The following is a 16,218-nucleotide window of genomic DNA, read 5'->3' on the forward strand; positions in this document are numbered from 1 at the left end:
GACTCACTCCTAGTCTGTCTATTCAATACGATATTGTTTGGATTGCTCTTCGCCCAGCAATACCCTGAGCGCCCCTTGGGCCAGAGACTGCAGTTCATTTTCTCCCGGATAGACTAAAACGTCTGAAATCCAATCTATGTATGATCTGATATTGGAAACAAAGCTTTTGCCGTACGCAAGTCCTCCCGTCAGCACAATCGCTTCAACTTCACCTTTTAATGCAGCGCTGGCTGCCCCGATTTCCTTTGCTACCTGATACGCCATGGCATCAAAAATGAAACGGGCTTTTTCATCGCCCCCCTGAATCATCTGTTCCACTTTTACTGCGTCATTCGTACCGAGATAGCCGAAAAGCCCGCCGGTGCCCACCAGTTTTTTCATGATTTCTTCTTTTGTATACTGTCCTGAAAAACATAAATTCACAAGATCTCCCGCAGGCACTGTTCCTGCACGTTCAGGACTGAATGGCCCCTCTCCGTGAAGGCCGTTATTGACATCTACCACTCGCCCGTGGTCATGGACGCCAATTGTAATCCCGCCGCCCATATGGGTAACAATCATTTTCATGTTCTCATATCGTTTGCCGAGAGAGGCTGCCGCCTTACGGGCGACAGCTTTTTGGTTTAACGCATGGAAAATACTTTTCCGTTCAATTTCGGGCATACCTGAAATTTTTGCGAGCACTGACATTTCGTCTACGACAACAGGATCGACGATATACGAAGGGATATTCAGACCGTCAGCGATTTCTCGCGCGATAATACCGCCGAGATTAGAAGCATGCTGGCCGGCATAGCCGCTTTTCAAGTCCTCAATCATGTCATCGTTCACTTCGTAAGTTCCGCCTTCAATCGGCCGGAGAAGGCCGCCTCTGGCGCAGACTGCATCAAACTTTGAGATATTGATTCCCTGTTCATGAAGCGTTTCGAGAATATGGTTTTTACGAAATTCATACTGATCAATAATATAGTCAAATCGCTGCAGCTCTTCTATGTTGTGTCTCAATGTTTTTTCAAAAATGCTTCGTTCGTTATGAAAAACACCGATTTTCGTTGAAGTTGAGCCTGGATTAATTGTGAGAATGCGTTTTTCATCATGTAGCACTTTCATAACCTCCAGATCAATTTCTTAACGTCTGCTTAATACACTGTGACCGTTTTGCAAAAACTGGCTTCTTGAGCGGCGCATGCGTTCAATCCGTTCCTCTGCCAAGCGGTCAGCCGCTAAATACGTCGGAATGCCGTCACGCTGAGAAATTTCAAGTACACGCTCAATATTGCCGTAAATGCCTTCAACTTTCTTCAATGCGCGTTCTGCATTATAGCCGTAAAGCTCATCTGCCACGTTGATGACGCCGCCAGCGTTAATGACATAATCCGGTGCGTAAACGATGCCCATTTCGTGAATTTGATCGCCATGGCGTGTTTCTTTTAATTGGTTGTTAGCCGCACCCGCGATGACTTTCGCCTTCAGCTGTTTAATGGTGTCGTCGTTGATTGTCGCACCAAGGGCACACGGCGCATAAATATCGCAGTCTTGTGAATAAATCTCTTCCGGATCAACCGCACGGGCGCCAAAATCTTCAACTGCGCGCTGTACTGACTGTTTGTTGATATCCGTAACGATTAAGTTTGCCCCTTCTTCATGCAGGTGGCGGCATAGGTTGTAGGCTACGTTCCCTACACCCTGTACAGCGATGGTTTTCCCTTCAAGAGAGTCGGTTCCGAAAGCAGCTTTAGCGGCTGCTTTCATTCCTCTGTACACCCCGTACGCTGTAACTGGAGAAGGATTTCCAGAAGAGCCGAAAGCAGGAGAAATCCCTGTGACATAATCTGTTTCATCATGAATAATGTCCATATCCTCAACCGTTGTGCCTACATCTTCAGCTGTAATGTATCTTCCGTTCAGTCCTTGAATATAGCGGCCAAACGCGCGGAACATTTCTTCATTTTTATCTTTGCGCGGATCGCCGATTATCACTGTTTTTCCGCCGCCAAGGTTTAAGCCTGCTGCCGCGTTTTTATAGGTCATGCCTCTTGCCAGTCTGAGCGCGTCTTCAATTGCCGCTTCTTCATTTTCATATGTCCACATTCTCGTTCCGCCAAGCGCCGGACCAAGCGTTGTATCATGAATTGCGATAATCGCTTTTAAGCCTGATTGTTCATCTTGGCAGAATACCAATTGTTCGTAATCGTATTTCTCCATATATTTAAAAAGTTCCATGTTCGTTCCTCCTAGTGTGTGTATTCTTCAGATGCGCATATCGCTAGCGCAATAGAATACAGTTTATTTTCAGCGGAATCCGCTCTACTCGTTAAGGCAATCGGCGCTTTTGCTCCCGTAATCACAGCCGCCACGCTGGCCTTCGCAAAATAAATTAGTGATTTATATAAAATATTGCCGGCCTCAATTGTTGGGACGAGAAGGATATCAGCGTTGCCCGCTACATTTCCCGAAATCTTTTTCTGGGCTGCAGCAATTTGTGATACTGCGTTATCCAAAGCAAGCGGTCCATCAACAATGCAGCCTTTGATCTGGCCTCTTTTGCACATTTGAGCAAGAGCAGCAGCATTCACTGTCGCTTCCATTTTCGGGTTCACTGTTTCGACCGCTGCCAAAGCAGCTGCTTTTGGCATATTGTTCCCTACTGCATGAGCCACATGAACGGCGTTTTGCAAAATCTGCCGAAGCTCTTCCAGCGAAGGGGCAATATTCATAGCCGAATCTGTCACAAACATCAATCTGTCAAAGTCCGGTATATCAAACACAGCCACGTGGGAAAGGACACTGGATGACCGAAGCCCCTCCTGTCTGTTCAACACCGCTTTAAGCAAAACAGAAGTCGGCACATTCCCTTTCATTAGAACGTCCGCTGTTTTGTGATGCACAGCACGAACTGCTAATTTTGCCGATTCCTCAGGCGAATCGGCATGAACGATTTCCACATGATGCCCTTGCATAGATGATGTCAGATCGTTTAGTTTCTTGCTGTCGCCCACTAACAAAAAACGGGCGGATAGGTGCTCGGCTGCCAGCTTTACAGCCCGGATCACTTCCTCATCCTCAGCATGGGCAACCGCAATGGTCTTGTTTTTGTACATCGATGCTTTGCCGATCAAATCTTTCAGCTTCATCTGTTACCACCTCTCTTGTTTCGACTCCGCCTTTTATTATGCAAGTTCCATGCCAGCTCCTCGCCATGCTGTCATAACGGATGTATTGAAAAATTCGTGCAGATGTTTGCGTTCATTCTGCAAATTATTGCATGCCTTCATTTGCAAGGCCGTATTTATCCATTTTGTAATATAAATTCCGAATACTGACACCGAGGGCTTTCGCTGTTTTTGTCCGGTTAAAATGATGCTTTTCGAGCGTTTGCTGGATCAAATGCGCTTCAAATTTTTCTACTGCGACAGACAGCTTTTCGCCTTTAATATCCGGAAAATCAAACCCTGCACCTTGTTCTGTGTCACTTTCTTTTTGCACAAGTTCGAATACAGGCAAGTGATCTTTTTCAATCCATTCCATATGCGGATTCAGAAAAATCATGGCTCGTCCAAGGACATTTTCCAGTTCGCGGACATTCCCAGGCCAATGGTATGCGGATAAGGCACGCAAAGCTTGCTGCGAGAGCCCCTTTACATTCCTGCCGTAATCCCGGTTGATCTTTTGGATAAGCCGGACGCTGAGTGCCTCAATGTCCTCCAGCCGCTGCCGCAAAGGCGGAATAGAGATCGGATAGCGGTTAATCCGGTAATACAGGTCTTCGCGGAATGTTCCATCCGCCATCGCCTTTTCGATATTTACATTTGTCGCCGCGATCACTCTGACATTGACAGGGATCGCTTTCGTGCCGCCCACTCTGACGATTTCCTTCTCTTGAAGGACACGTAGCAATTTCGCCTGCATATTTTGTGTCAGCTCGCCGATTTCATCTAAGAAAATGCTGCCGTTATTGGCTTCTTCGAATAAGCCCTTTTTACCTCCGCGCTTCGCTCCTGAAAACGCACCATCCTCATAGCCGAACAATTCTGATTCAAGCAGGTTTTCAGAAAGGGCTGCACAATTCACGCGAATAAATTTATTGTATTTCCGGTCGCTTTCGTTATGGATGGCATGGGCGAACAGTTCTTTTCCTGTTCCCGATTCCCCGCGTAGCAAAATCGTTGCCGGCGTTTTCGCCCCGAGCTTCGCCTGTTCAAGCGCAACCAGCATTTGCTCGCTTTTGCCGATAATGTCGTCAAAAGTGTATTTCGCTTCAAGCGTCCGAATGATTTGCCTTGCGCGGTTAAGCTCCGCTGTCAACATTTTAATTTCGGACACATCGTGAATCACACCGACGCTGCCTTTCAAAATCCCGTCTACAATGACCGGCGCTACATTTACGATGACCTCTTTTTCATTCGGGCCGACCTTCATTCTGACACCGCGGACAGGCCGTCTTGTTTCAAGCACCTTTAAATGCATGCTTTCACCTTCAGAGATATCAGTGTTTGCAGGCTTGCCGATGACTTCTTTTTCAGAAAGCCCCGTCATTTTCGTATACGCTTTATTGATCAAGAGTCCGATGCCGTTTTCATCAACGACAGAAATTGCCTCGTCGGAGGATTGAATAATCGCCTCCAGCATCGTGCGCACCTGTTTGAGATTCGTCACTTCCTCCGCCAGCTCAACGGCATCCGTTATATCCTTGAATACACAGAGCGCTCCGAGCAAACGGCCGCCTTCATCAATGATCGGCAGTCTGGTAGTCACGATTTGATTCTCACCTAAAAGCTGCTTTTGGTTGTATTCAGGCTCTCTCGTTTTTAAAATCCGCGGCATCTTTGTGCTCGGAATGACTTCTTTGATCGGGCGCCCGATGACTTCCTCGCGTTTTTTCCCGACCATCTTTTCGGCCATATGGTTAAAGAGAATGATTTCTTCATTGATATCAATAAAAATCATCCCGTCATGGGTAGAATTAAAAATTCGATCGTGTTTATATGTTTGCTCTTTTAGCATTTGAATCAGGTGCTGCTTTTCTTCCATCAGCTGAAAAACGATGTACGCCATTTTCCCTGGCATAACAATAGTCTCTTCATGCTTTTCCTGAAGGAGTTTGTCAAACACGGCTTGATCGCCGGTGGTATGAATGACGATATCCGGTTTTTGTTGTATGTAAGGTTTCCAATCAGATGAAACGGCAATCCCATACTGTTCTGCTTCTATCAATCCCGGCGCCTCGGGGTCTTTGTCAACCACGGCAATGATCTCTATGATGGCTGTTTTGATCAGAATGTGTAATAACGCCGTTCCCCTTTTGCCGGCACCTACAATCAGTACCTTTTGCATCCCGCTACCCCTTTGCATGAAAAAATTTGCACACCTATTTATTCCGTTGCAATAATTTGCACAACCCTATGTTACCACGTTTTCTTCTCTTGACAAAATATTTTTTCCGCTGGACAATAAAGGAAATGAAAAGATAAAGGAGTTTTCTGAGGATGAGCCGACTTCTTGCGCTTTTGATATTAGTCATCCCCGGTGCCATTTCCGCTTTAGGCATTAAACTGATGAGGGAGACGCTTTTCGGCCATACGATAAAGCCATTCGGAGCTCTTTGGCTCCAAGGTTTGTCAGGATTTATCTTTTTTGTGTTCGGCCTTTATGTGCTGGCCGGGTTCATTTTATTCAGAGACAGAAAACGCAATCAAGTCAGCCCGCGATTCAGAAAACGATAGCTGCAAAAAAGCCGGAGAACTCTCCGGCTTTTTTTAGTCGAAACTATTCGTCAGGCAAAACAGTCTTGGCAATTGTTTTATCCAACGCTTCATAGTCATAATAAGAAATCGTCTCGTACAGTTCTTTTCGTGTCTGCAAATGATGAAGCCCTTCTTTTTGTGAGCCGCGCTCCTTCATCAAACCAAACATTCGTTCATAAGCTTTTGCCGCCGCTCGAAGCGATGTGACAGGATAAATCACCATGCGAAACCCCATATCTTCGAATTCATCGGCGCGATAATACGGCGTTTTCCCAAATTCGGTCATATTCGCAAGGAGCGGAACGGAGATGCACTCAGCAAACTGGCGGAATTCGTTCTCCGCCTGAAGCGCTTCCGGAAATATCGCGTCCGCTCCCGCTTCAATGTAAGCCTCTGACCGTTTTATTGCGGCATCAAGTCCTTCCTGTGCCCTAGCATCAGTACGGGCAACAACGACAAGGGAGGGCGCCGCTTGTTTGATCGCTTTTATTTTTTGAGCCATTTCCTTTATCGGAACAAGCTGTTTGCCATTTAAATGTCCGCATTTTTTCGGAAGCTGCTGGTCTTCGATTTGAACGGCGGCTACTCTGGCTTCAAGCATCTCGCGGGCGGTTCGGGCGGCATTTAACACACCGCCAAATCCCGTATCGATATCAACAAGCAGAGGCAGGTCTGCTGCACGCACAAGATCTTTGGCCCGATCAGCCATTTCTATCGACGTGATGATCCCTAAATCAGGAAGCCCCCTGCTGGCTGTATATGCCGCACCAGACAAATAAATGGAAGAAAAACCGGCCTCCTTTGCAAGCAAGGCGGCCATCCCGTCATGAGCGCCGGGAATTTGCAGAATGTCCGGCGCTGACATCAGCTTGCGGAAACGCCCGGCAAGCTCCTCTTGTGACGATTGTTTATTGACGATCCACGACATGACGCAAGCCCTCCTTCTTTTACATGCAGAACATATCTACGAATTCATTTACGCGCATCGTTTGTAATGTCTCATAGCTGGTACAGCGCTCATAAATGTGTTTGTGCTGTTTATCAGCATAATGAGTTTTGAGATTGGCAGAAAACTTTTCCAGCAGTTTCGGCACTGCTTCGTCTCTTCGAAAACGATGGCCGAGCGGAAATTCACATTCCACCATTTCCGTGCTCGTTCCGTCTTTAAAATAAACTTGAACGGCATTTGAAATGGAACGCTTATCGGGTTTCAGGTAATCCTCCGTATATGTTTTATTTTCAGTCACTTCCATTTTATCCCGTAGCTTATCTATTCTCGGATCACTCGCTGTTTCAACTTCATAATGCTGCGCGGTAATATCACCAAAAAGCAAACCGATTGCTGTAATGTATTGGAGGCAGTGATCACGATCAGCGGGATTGTGAAGCGGGCCTTTTTTATCAATGATTCGGATAGCGGATTCGTGCGTTCTGATGACAACTCGGTCAATCTCATCAATCCGGCCCTTTACCTGGGGATGAAGAATGACGGCGCACTCTGCCGCTGTCTGGGCGTGAAATTCCGCAGGATAAGACACTTTAAATAACACATTTTCCATGACATAAGCATCGAGCGGACGGGCAAGTTTGATCTCTTTCTTATTGAATAGAACGTCTTGGAAGCCCCATCCCGGTGCGCTTAACGCTGTCGGATAACCCATTTCCCCTTTTAACGCCATCAGCGCCAAATGAACACCTCTGCTAGTTGCATCCCCTGCCGCCCATGATTTACGCGAGCCTGTATTCGGTGAATGCCGGTATGTCCTCAAGGCTGCATTGTCAATCCATGCATTCGAAAGCGCATTTTTGATTTCTTCTCTTCTGCCGCCCAAAAGCTTTGCTGCAACAGCAGTTGTCGCAATTTTGACAAACAGTACATGATCAAGGCCGACTCGGTTCAAGCTGTTTTCTAACGCCAGCACACCTTGAATCTCGTGTGCTTTGATCATCATTTCAAGTACGTCGCGTACCGTTAAAGGCTCTTTTCCTTCAGACAGCCTTACTCTCGATACATAATCAGCAGCGGCAAGGATTCCTCCCAGATTATCCGACGGATGCCCCCACTCCGCCGCCAGCCACGTATCGTTGTAATCGAGCCAGCGGATCATGCACCCGATATTAAACGCTGCCCTCACCGGATCGAGAACATATGATGTTCCCGGTACTTTGCTTCCATTCGGCACAATCGTTCCGGGAACAATCGGGCCAAGCAGCTTTGTGCATTCGGGATACCGGAGCGCCAAAATCCCGCAGCCCAGCGTATCCAGCAACACATGCCCCGCTGTTGTATATGCCTCTGAGCTTGCAATCTCTTTCTCAAGCACATAGTCTGTAATTTCTTCAATGACATGATCCGTTTTCAGCATGCTACCAGTTCCTTTCATGATTTATGATTCGGCCTGATGGCGCGGGCCCATATAGCTGACACGGGGGCGGAAGAGACGGTTATTGGAATGCTGTTCGATCACATGGGCGCATAAACCGGACGTTCTCGCGCTGAAAAAGACAGGTGTATACAAAGGAATCGGTATGCCGAGCATCCAATACACCGGGGCAGCGTAGTAATCCAAATTCGGGTAAAGCCCTTTTTCCTTCTCCATCAGCCGCTCTCCTGCTTCACACATCTCGTATAAACGATGGTCACCGGCTTTATCGCATAATTGTTGCAGCGCCTCTTTCATCATGAGTGCTCTCGGGTCCATTTTTTTCATATACACCCGGTGGCCGAATCCCATAATTTTTTCTTTTCTTTTCAGTTTTATTTGCAGAAGCTGCTCAAAATCGGACGTTGTTTTCGCCTCCAAAAGCATATACATCACAGCTTCGTTTGCTCCTCCGTGAAGATTCCCTTTCAGGGAGGCGACAGCTCCTGTCAAAGATCCATAAAGATCCGAATGTGTAGAAGCAATGACCCTTGCCGCAAAGGTTGAATTCGGCATCTCATGCTCACTGTACAGGACGAGGGAGCGGTCAAAAATCCGTTCTTCCAGTGAGGACGGCAATTTCCCTGTCATCATGTATAGAAAGTTTGCACTGTAGGATAGGGTTTGAAGCGGAAGAAGCGGCTCTTTCTTATTGATGATCCTGTAGCTGGCAGCAGTGAGGGCAGGCATTTTCCCGAGAAGCTGATAGGCGCGTTCTTTGTTTGCAGAAGGAGTGCGATCATCTATGTGCCGATCATAGCCGGCAAGTGCCGACAGACCGGTACGCAGGCTATCCATCGGATGAGTGTGCTCAGGGAGTAGTTCAAGCAGACGGAGATGATCAGCAGGCAGGCTTGATGCACTGTTTATGTTTCTTTCCAGCGCTTCCATTTCACTTTCTTCCGCCAGCCTGCCCTCCAGCAATAAATGAACAATCTCCAAGTAGCTTTTTGTTTTAGAAAGATCTATTAAATCATAGCCTCGTATCAAAATCTGGCTGGACTGCGTGTCAAGATAAGAAATATGAGTTTCTGCCGCGATCACACCGTCCAAACCCGGAGAATAATGCTGTTTCTCCTCCATATCCTCAACCTCCGTTTTGCGTTTTTTGTCTATCAGGTTCCGCCAAGCAGATGCTTGGAAATAATCAGTCTTTGAATCTCGTTCGTCCCTTCATAGATTTGCGTCACCTTTGCATCGCGAAGCAGCCGCTCGACCGGATAATCCTTCATATAGCCATAACCCCCGTAAATTTGGACGGCGTCTAACGCCGCCTTCACCGCGGAATCTGAAGCAAATTGTTTAGCCATAGACGCTTCTTTTCCGCAGGCCAAGCCGCGATTATGAAGGTCTGCGGCGTGGTAGACAAGATGCCTTGCTGCCTCAGCCCTTGTCGCCATGTCAGCCAGCTTAAACGATATGCCTTGATTGGCTGCGATAGGCCTTCCGAATTGCACCCGCTGCTTCGCGTAACCAACGGCATGCTCAAGAGCCGCCTCTGCAATTCCGAGCGCTTGGGCCGCAATGCCGATGCGGCCGACATTTAAATTCGCCATGGCAATGTGAAAGCCATCCCCCTCTTTGCCAAGCAAATTTTCTTCAGGCACCTCTGCATTATCAAAAATCAGTTCCGTAGTATTGGAACCATAGAGCCCCAGCTTTCTTTCTTTTTTTCCTACAGTAAAACCGGGTGTGCTTTTTTCAACGATAAAAGCCGAAATCCCGTGCCTGCCTCGATCTTGAGCTGTTAAAGCAAAGGTGATATAGATATCGGCGGCTCCTCCGTTCGTAATGAATATTTTCGATCCGTTTAATAGGTATTTGCCGTTCTTTTTGATGGCTGTTGTGCGGAGGCTTCCAGCATCCGACCCTGAGTGAGGCTCCGTCAGTGCAAATGCGCCCAAATGGTCTCCTGAAGCGAGCTTCGGTACATATTTCATCTTCTGTTCTTCGTTGCCGAAGTACAGAATCGGATTTGTGCCGACCGAGGTATGAACGGAAAGAATGACACCGACAGCCGCGCTGATTCTAGAAATCTCATGAATCGCCAAAATATAAGAAATAACATCCGCCCCTGCGCCGCCGTATTGTTCCGGCACCGGTATTCCCAACAAGCCGTGTTCACCCATTTTTTTGATCAACTGAAACGGAAATTCGTCCGTTTTCTCCATGATTTCAGCAGCGGGAGCAATTTCTTTTCGGGCAAAATCACGCACCATTTTTCGCATCATGACTTGCTCTTGGGTTACATGCAACTCGGCCACCCCCGGATGGAATTGACTTCAGAAAGTCCTCTCCTCATATTGATAAAAACCGCGTCCACTCTTTTTGCCAAGCCAGCCCGCTTTGACATATTTGCGGAGCAGCGGGCAAGGTCGGTATTTGGAATCGCCAAGGCCGGAATAAAGAACTTCCATAATCGATAAACACGTATCCAGCCCGATAAAATCCGCTAATGTAAGCGGGCCCATCGGATGGTTCATGCCCAGCTTCATCACCTCGTCTATTGCCTCCGGCTTCGCCACCCCCTCATACACGCAATAGATGGCTTCATTAATCATTGGAAGAAGAATGCGATTGGAAACAAACCCCGGAAAATCATTGACTTCTACCGGTGTTTTCCCCATCTTTTCCGCTAATCCCATAACAACTAAGGCCGTTTCTTCTGATGTAGCCAAGCCGCGAATCACTTCAACTAGCTTCATCACAGGGACAGGATTCATAAAATGCATGCCAATGACTCGTTCAGGCCGGGTTGTCACAGCAGCGATTTCAGTAATAGGCAAGGAAGATGTATTGCTGGCCAAAATCGTATGAGGCGGACAAATGTGATCAAGTGTGTTAAACATTTCAGTTTTCGCCGTCATGTTTTCTGCAATAGCCTCAATCACAATGTCCGCATGCTTTGCCTCCTCAAGCGTTCGAGAGAGCGAAATGCGGCTGATCACATCCTTCACTTCCGCTTCGGTCTTTCTTCCTTTTTCAGCATCACGGGTCAGCTGTTTCTTCAACCGCTTCAATCCTGCCTCCGCAGCCTCCGGGTTCACATCGTACATCCGCACATAAAAACCTGCGTCGGCAGCTGTTTGAGCAATTCCGCTTCCCATCTGACCTGCACCGGCCACCATGATATGTTTAATCTCCATTTAAATCCCCTTTTTCGTCATTGTTTTAATGAACCTGCACTAAGACGGCATCTCCCTGAGCCGCACCGCTGCAGATGGAGGCAACTCCCAGTCCCCCTCCCCGGCGCTTTAATTCATAAACAAGCGTCATGAGAATTCTTGCCCCGCTAGCGCCGATCGGATGGCCGAGCGCGATCGCACCGCCGTTTACATTTACTTTTTCAAGATCGAAACCGACGATTTTTTCACATGTCAAAACAACAGAAGCAAACGCTTCATTTACTTCAAACAAGTCAATATCTTGGACAGTTAAACCGTTCTTTTTCAGGAGCTTGTTAATTGCAAACCCCGGAGCTGCCGCTAGCTCGTTCGCTTGCATTCCCATAGTTGAAAAACCAAGAATTGTAGCCAGAGGCCGTTTGCCAAGCCTAGCAGCTTCGTCCTCAGACATTAGCACGAACGCACCGGCTCCGTCATTGACCCCGGGAGCATTACCGGCTGTGATGGAACCATCACTTGTATAAATGGGAGAAAGTTTTGCAAGCTGATCCAGACTTGTGTCACGCCGAATCGCTTCATCTTTTTCAACCATATTTGTTTTTCCTTTTCGGTTGGTCCAGCTTACGGGAACAATTTCATCATGAAGCTTTCCTTCATCGGCTGCCTTAGCTGCTCGCGCATGACTTCTCAGCGCCCATTCATCCTGCTCCCTGCGTGAGATTCTATATTCCTTGGCGGCTGTATTTCCGTGAACAGCCATATGCACCTCATCAAACGCGCATGTTAACCCGTCATAAACCATTAAGTCCCTAAGCTCACCGTCTCCCATCCGCGCTCCCCAACGCCCGGCGGGAACGGCATATGGAATATTGCTCATGCTTTCCATTCCCCCGGCGACAAGAATGTCCGCATCTTGCGCCCGAATCATTTGATCACACAGGGTGACAGCGCGCAGTCCGGATGCACAGACTTTATTTAGCGTTTCTGACGGCACACTCCAAGGCATTCCAGCCAGACGGGCAGCTTGGCGGGAAGGAATCTGCCCTGAGCCGGCTTGGACAACCATGCCCATAACAGTTCCTTCCACCTCATCTCCAGATACTCCAGCGCGATGTAACGCCTCCTTCATCGCAATGCCCCCAAGCTCAGCAGCTTTCACCTCTTTCAATGCACCGCCGAATTTGCCAAATGGTGTTCTTGCAGCACTTACAATGACTGTTTTCCTCATGGTTTCACCTCATTCAGAAGATAGACAGCGCTTACAATTTCTAGTTGTCTTCTATGAATGTATGCTTTGAAACGGGCATGAATGAATGAATGAATGAAAAAAGAAGGCTGCGCCAACAGCCTCCTTCCAACACAACTATTTATTTTTTAGCAATGCCAAAGCCTTTGCAGGAAAATCGGTGAAAATGCCGTCTGCCCCCGCTTCAAAGAGGCGCTTCATATCTTCCGGCCGATTGACTGTATACGGCCGGACCTTGATCGAACTGTTCCTCATTTTCTTCAGTACTTCATCAGCTGTCCCCGGGCTGTTCAGCTTCGGGTGATAGCCGGAAGCTGGAATAGATGTGATATACTGATCAGCCTGATAAAGCACATCTGAAGTCAATGCCGCTCGTTCGATATGGGGAGCGAGCCGGGCGCATAGCGCTAAGCTTTCATGATTAAATGTGGACAGGATGATTCTTTCCTCTATATTGAACCTCTTCACTGCCTCCAGTACTTTTTCTTCCATTCCTTCATAGCGGATCACGCTGTTTTTTAATTCAATGTTGATGAGAAAATCCTTTTTGTCCGCCCACAAGAGCACATCTTCAAGCAGCGGCACTTTGATATCTCTGTACGTTTGATCATAACCAGCGGCGGCATTCGCAGTCTTTATCACATTATACACTGTATCCTTCACGAATCCTTTGAGCGATGTCGTCCGGTCAAGTCTTTCATCATGTATCACAACAATGCGTCCGTCTTTTGTCAGTTGCACATCAAGCTCAATTCCGTCCGCTCCGGCTTCAATTCCTTTTTCAAATGCAAGCATAGTATTTTCGGGATATTGACCTGATGCCCCCCGATGGGCAAAAATCTTTGTCATCGTTTCACCTCAAGCCCTAAAGTTTTCTCCATTATACTGATTTTGGCGGTTCCACTCTAGGATTAAGGCTGTATCAATCTTACTGATCATAATAAGAGTCAATGCCGGTGACAATCGCATCTGCGGCTTTTTGCTGGTATTCTTCACTTCCAAGCTTGTCCGCGTCAGAGCTGTTTGTCATAAATCCAAGCTCCGCCAGCACACTCGGCATTTGTGAATATGTAATGACGTAAAAGTCTGATTCTTTCACGCCCCTGTCTCTCGTTTGTAAGGATGACACCAGCTGGGACTGAATATCTGTCGCCAGACGCCGGCTGTTTTCCCCTTCATAATCAGACTGAAAATACGTTTCTGTTCCTGAAGCTGAAGCAACCCCTGAATTCACATGAATGCTAACAAAAAGATCGGCCTGATTGGCACTTGCCTTTGCCACTCTTTCCTCCAGGGTCAGAAAATGATCGTCGGATCTGGACGCAACTGGATTGGCTCCCTCCGCTTTCAGCTTGTCCGTCACATGCTCGGAAACTGCTAAATTAATATCCTTTTCAAAGAGCCCGTTTCCGACCGCTCCACTGTCTTCACCGCCGTGTCCGGCATCAATATACACTGTTTTCCCTTCTATCGGCTCTGCTGCCTGTGCATAGGGCCCGAGCGTCAAAGCTAATCCGCATAAAGCTAAGCTCCTCCATAACATTCTCAACTTTCTCCCTCCGGTCTTTTATGACGAGTTCTTCTGCAGCTGAATATCTTGCAGTTGTAACGTTCCATTATCCTTTTTTATATATTTCACCAGGACATTTGTGTGATCTGGAAGTGATTCACATTCATCACGTTTATCCTTCGGAACCTGTATCATGGTTTCTTCTCCATTCAAAGAAACCGCAATCGTATGAGGATCAGCCGAGCCAATGTATTTTCCCTCTTCGGTAAACTTTGGGACTGAGTCATCCGCACTTGCAATACTGCACCCTGAGAGAAATAGCACAGTAAACAGCAAAAGAGCCGTTTGTTTCACATGATCACCTCTTCCTGATGTTTGGCTTTTATCTTTGACCAGAATGGCAGATTTGTAAAGCCGACGCGAAAGACGGCACTGGATTCCACATTTTTCAAAAGGGCTATCCGACCTGATTATTTCCTGTTGTTAGAAAGAAAGCAATCGCATTTGTCTATGAGGATGGCTCTAATTGAGGCGCATATTAGAAAAAATTAACGGAAAGAAGCAACTTTTTATTCATTTTAAAAAATTTGAGGAATGATGTGAGCAAATCGTTTGACGAGTGGATCAGCCAGGCGTAACCTTTTAAAGGATATTCACTTTACAGAGAGAAGTTACAGCCATGTCTGTTGCTCGCTGCAGCGTGTCACCACTTGCACCATCGGCCACCAAATCAGCGGCGGCTACAAAGCCCCCGAAAAAGAGCGCAGAAAACATCACTCTGTTCTCAAGATATTCAGCCGGTAAAGCAGATCAATTGCATTAATTTTTACATATAGGCTAGAATATGTGCGAATCCAAACGAAAGAAGATGATCAAATGAACCCTAAGTATAAACCGCTGTTTGAACCATTTACATTTAAAAGCGGCGTTACAATCGACAACCGGATCACAGTAGCACCAATGACTCATTACGCTTCTAATGAAGACGGTACGATATCTGAAGCAGAGCTTGACTACATCATCCCCCGCTCAAAAGAGATGGGAATGGTGATTACAGCCTGCGCAAACGTCACGCCGGACGGAAAAGCATTTCCCGGGCAGCCGGCCATCCATGATGACTCCAACATTCCAGGTTTAAAAAAACTAGCGCAAGCGATTCAGGCGCAAGGTGCTAAAGCTGTTGTGCAAATTCATCACGGCGGCATTGAATGCCCGTCTGAGCTCGTTCCGCAACAAGAAGTTGTAGCGCCAAGTGACGTGTTTGATGACGGCAAGCTAATTGCCCGCGCCTTAACAGACGAAGAAGTGGAAAACATCGTGAAGGCATTTGGAGAAGCGACAAGACGCGCCATCGAAGCCGGCTTTGACGGTGTCGAAATTCACGGCGCAAACGGCTACTTGATTCAGCAGTTTTATTCTCCGAAAACCAATCAGCGCACAGACCGCTGGGGAGGAAGCGACGAAAAACGATTAGCCTTCCCGCTTGCTATTGTCGATGAAGTGAAAAAAGCTGCTGCAGAACATGCGAAGGGTGCGTTCTTAGTCGGCTATCGCCTGTCTCCGGAAGAACCTGAGACACCAGGATTAACAATGACTGAAACCTTTACGCTTGTTGACGCTTTAGGAGATAAAGAATTGGATTACCTTCATATCTCACTGATGGACGTGAACTCAAAAGCGCGCCGCGGTGCAGATCCGACTCGCACACGCATGGACTTATTGAATGAACGTGTCGGAAACAAAGTGCCGCTTATCGCCGTCGGTTCCATTCATTCCGCAGATGACGCACTGGCTGTGATCGAAAACGGTATTCCGCTAGTCGCTTTGGGACGCGAAATTTTAGTTGACCCTGACTGGACAGTGAAAGTAAAAGAAGGCCGGGAAAAACAAATTGAAACCGTGATAAAAGGCACTGACAAAGAAAAATATCACTTGCCTGAACCGCTATGGCAAGCAATTGTGAACACACCTGGCTGGGTGCCTTATAAAGATTAATGTGCAAAGACTGCCGAAACGATTCGGCAGTCTTTTTTCAACTTTAAATAAATAATTTATGTAAACATCTAAACAGCAAAAGAAGGAGCTCGCCAGCTGCTTGGGGAAGCAAATCTAGGAGAAGCCCGTCACGCTTTCTTGCTTTTTTCTTTTTCATTCGTACGTCTCCTTTGTT

15 protein-coding genes and 1 pseudogene are annotated in these 16,218 nt (G+C 47.2%); 3 read left to right on the plus strand and 13 right to left on the minus strand.

Translation table 11 applies throughout. The features are described from left to right. Positions 1 to 18 precede the first annotated feature (18 nt). From buk to GYO_RS34250, 4 genes are all read right to left on the minus strand, one after another. Positions 19 to 1,110 carry a butyrate kinase gene (buk, locus tag GYO_RS34235; RefSeq protein WP_014114329.1) on the minus strand — a complete coding sequence of 364 codons (1,092 nt, stop codon included), beginning with the start codon at positions 1,108 to 1,110 and terminating at the stop codon, positions 19 to 21. An 18-nt stretch (positions 1,111 to 1,128) separates the two neighbouring features. Continuing rightward, entirely contained in the window at positions 1,129 to 2,223 is a 1,095-nt protein-coding gene (bcd, locus tag GYO_RS34240; RefSeq protein ID WP_003236852.1) for a branched-chain amino acid dehydrogenase, read from the minus strand. Between the two features lie 11 nt (positions 2,224 to 2,234). Further along, positions 2,235 to 3,134 (minus strand): phosphate butyryltransferase, encoded by a 900-nt coding sequence (gene yqiS, locus GYO_RS34245; RefSeq protein ID WP_014114330.1) that lies wholly within the window; start codon positions 3,132 to 3,134, stop codon positions 2,235 to 2,237. A gap of 124 nt (positions 3,135 to 3,258) precedes the next feature. Next, positions 3,259 to 5,334, minus strand: coding sequence for a sigma-54 interaction domain-containing protein (locus GYO_RS34250; protein WP_014114331.1), 2,076 nt, complete (start codon positions 5,332 to 5,334; stop codon positions 3,259 to 3,261). A 152-nt stretch (positions 5,335 to 5,486) separates the two neighbouring features. On the opposite strand from GYO_RS34250, the gene GYO_RS34255 reads away from it, so the two are divergent. Beyond that, entirely contained in the window at positions 5,487 to 5,723 is a 237-nt protein-coding gene (locus tag GYO_RS34255) for a DUF2627 domain-containing protein (protein WP_014114332.1), read from the plus strand. Between the two features lie 43 nt (positions 5,724 to 5,766). Here the strand turns inward: GYO_RS34255 and prpB are convergent, their stop codons facing one another. From prpB to yqiH, 9 genes are all read right to left on the minus strand, one after another. Then, positions 5,767 to 6,672, minus strand: a complete 906-nt coding sequence (prpB, locus tag GYO_RS34260; protein ID WP_014114333.1) for a methylisocitrate lyase — start codon at positions 6,670 to 6,672, stop codon at positions 5,767 to 5,769. A gap of 19 nt (positions 6,673 to 6,691) precedes the next feature. Further along, on the minus strand, positions 6,692 to 8,110 hold the full coding sequence (locus GYO_RS34265; protein ID WP_014114334.1) for a bifunctional 2-methylcitrate dehydratase/aconitate hydratase: 1,419 nt from the start codon (positions 8,108 to 8,110) through the stop codon (positions 6,692 to 6,694). 21 nt (positions 8,111 to 8,131) lie between these two features. Next, complete coding sequence (gene mmgD / locus GYO_RS34270) at positions 8,132 to 9,250, minus strand: citrate synthase (RefSeq protein WP_014114335.1); 1,119 nt, start codon at positions 9,248 to 9,250, stop codon at positions 8,132 to 8,134. Between the two features lie 32 nt (positions 9,251 to 9,282). Next, entirely contained in the window at positions 9,283 to 10,422 is a 1,140-nt protein-coding gene (locus GYO_RS34275) for an acyl-CoA dehydrogenase (protein WP_014114336.1), read from the minus strand. A gap of 27 nt (positions 10,423 to 10,449) precedes the next feature. Continuing rightward, complete coding sequence (locus GYO_RS34280) at positions 10,450 to 11,313, minus strand: 3-hydroxybutyryl-CoA dehydrogenase (protein WP_014114337.1); 864 nt, start codon at positions 11,311 to 11,313, stop codon at positions 10,450 to 10,452. A gap of 25 nt (positions 11,314 to 11,338) precedes the next feature. Beyond that, the gene (mmgA, locus tag GYO_RS34285) at positions 11,339 to 12,520 is read right to left on the minus strand and encodes an acetyl-CoA C-acetyltransferase (protein ID WP_014114338.1); all 1,182 of its coding nucleotides are present in this window, start codon (positions 12,518 to 12,520) and stop codon (positions 11,339 to 11,341) included. Between the two features lie 135 nt (positions 12,521 to 12,655). Continuing rightward, positions 12,656 to 13,387 (minus strand): glycerophosphodiester phosphodiesterase, encoded by a 732-nt coding sequence (locus GYO_RS34290; RefSeq protein ID WP_014114340.1) that lies wholly within the window; start codon positions 13,385 to 13,387, stop codon positions 12,656 to 12,658. A gap of 79 nt (positions 13,388 to 13,466) precedes the next feature. After that, the gene (locus GYO_RS34295) at positions 13,467 to 14,087 is read right to left on the minus strand and encodes an N-acetylmuramoyl-L-alanine amidase family protein (RefSeq protein WP_080010088.1); all 621 of its coding nucleotides are present in this window, start codon (positions 14,085 to 14,087) and stop codon (positions 13,467 to 13,469) included. A gap of 18 nt (positions 14,088 to 14,105) precedes the next feature. Further along, positions 14,106 to 14,402 carry a lipoprotein YqiH gene (yqiH, locus tag GYO_RS34300; RefSeq protein ID WP_014114342.1) on the minus strand — a complete coding sequence of 99 codons (297 nt, stop codon included), beginning with the start codon at positions 14,400 to 14,402 and terminating at the stop codon, positions 14,106 to 14,108. Positions 14,403 to 14,731: 329 nt separating this feature from the next. Between yqiH and GYO_RS44115 the strand changes: the two are divergent. Further along, positions 14,732 to 14,852: pseudogene (locus GYO_RS44115) on the plus strand (hypothetical protein). 72 nt (positions 14,853 to 14,924) lie between these two features. Then, positions 14,925 to 16,043 carry an NADH-dependent flavin oxidoreductase gene (locus tag GYO_RS34310; RefSeq protein ID WP_014114344.1) on the plus strand — a complete coding sequence of 373 codons (1,119 nt, stop codon included), beginning with the start codon at positions 14,925 to 14,927 and terminating at the stop codon, positions 16,041 to 16,043. The last annotated feature ends 175 nt before the right edge of the window (positions 16,044 to 16,218 follow it).

Origin of the sequence: Bacillus spizizenii TU-B-10, assembly GCF_000227465.1 — a bacterium.
GTDB classification, from domain to species: domain Bacteria; phylum Bacillota; class Bacilli; order Bacillales; family Bacillaceae; genus Bacillus; species Bacillus spizizenii.

What these genes read in the sequence shown, in the direction of transcription:
- GYO_RS34310 (WP_014114344.1), top strand. Translation starts at nt 14,925, where the DNA reads ATGAACCCTAAGTATAAACCGCTGTTTGAACCATTTACATTTAAAAGC.
- GYO_RS34280 (WP_014114337.1), bottom strand. Translation starts at nt 11,313, where the DNA reads ATGGAGATTAAACATATCATGGTGGCCGGTGCAGGTCAGATGGGAAGC.
- bcd (WP_003236852.1), bottom strand. Translation starts at nt 2,223, where the DNA reads ATGGAACTTTTTAAATATATGGAGAAATACGATTACGAACAATTGGTA.
- mmgD (WP_014114335.1), bottom strand. Translation starts at nt 9,250, where the DNA reads ATGGAGGAGAAACAGCATTATTCTCCGGGTTTGGACGGTGTGATCGCG.
- GYO_RS34250 (WP_014114331.1), bottom strand. Translation starts at nt 5,334, where the DNA reads ATGCAAAAGGTACTGATTGTAGGTGCCGGCAAAAGGGGAACGGCGTTA.
- mmgA (WP_014114338.1), bottom strand. Translation starts at nt 12,520, where the DNA reads ATGAGGAAAACAGTCATTGTAAGTGCTGCAAGAACACCATTTGGCAAA.
- GYO_RS34265 (WP_014114334.1), bottom strand. Translation starts at nt 8,110, where the DNA reads ATGCTGAAAACGGATCATGTCATTGAAGAAATTACAGACTATGTGCTT.
- yqiS (WP_014114330.1), bottom strand. Translation starts at nt 3,134, where the DNA reads ATGAAGCTGAAAGATTTGATCGGCAAAGCATCGATGTACAAAAACAAG.
- GYO_RS34255 (WP_014114332.1), top strand. Translation starts at nt 5,487, where the DNA reads ATGAGCCGACTTCTTGCGCTTTTGATATTAGTCATCCCCGGTGCCATT.
- GYO_RS34290 (WP_014114340.1), bottom strand. Translation starts at nt 13,387, where the DNA reads ATGACAAAGATTTTTGCCCATCGGGGGGCATCAGGTCAATATCCCGAA.
- prpB (WP_014114333.1), bottom strand. Translation starts at nt 6,672, where the DNA reads ATGTCGTGGATCGTCAATAAACAATCGTCACAAGAGGAGCTTGCCGGG.
- buk (WP_014114329.1), bottom strand. Translation starts at nt 1,110, where the DNA reads ATGAAAGTGCTACATGATGAAAAACGCATTCTCACAATTAATCCAGGC.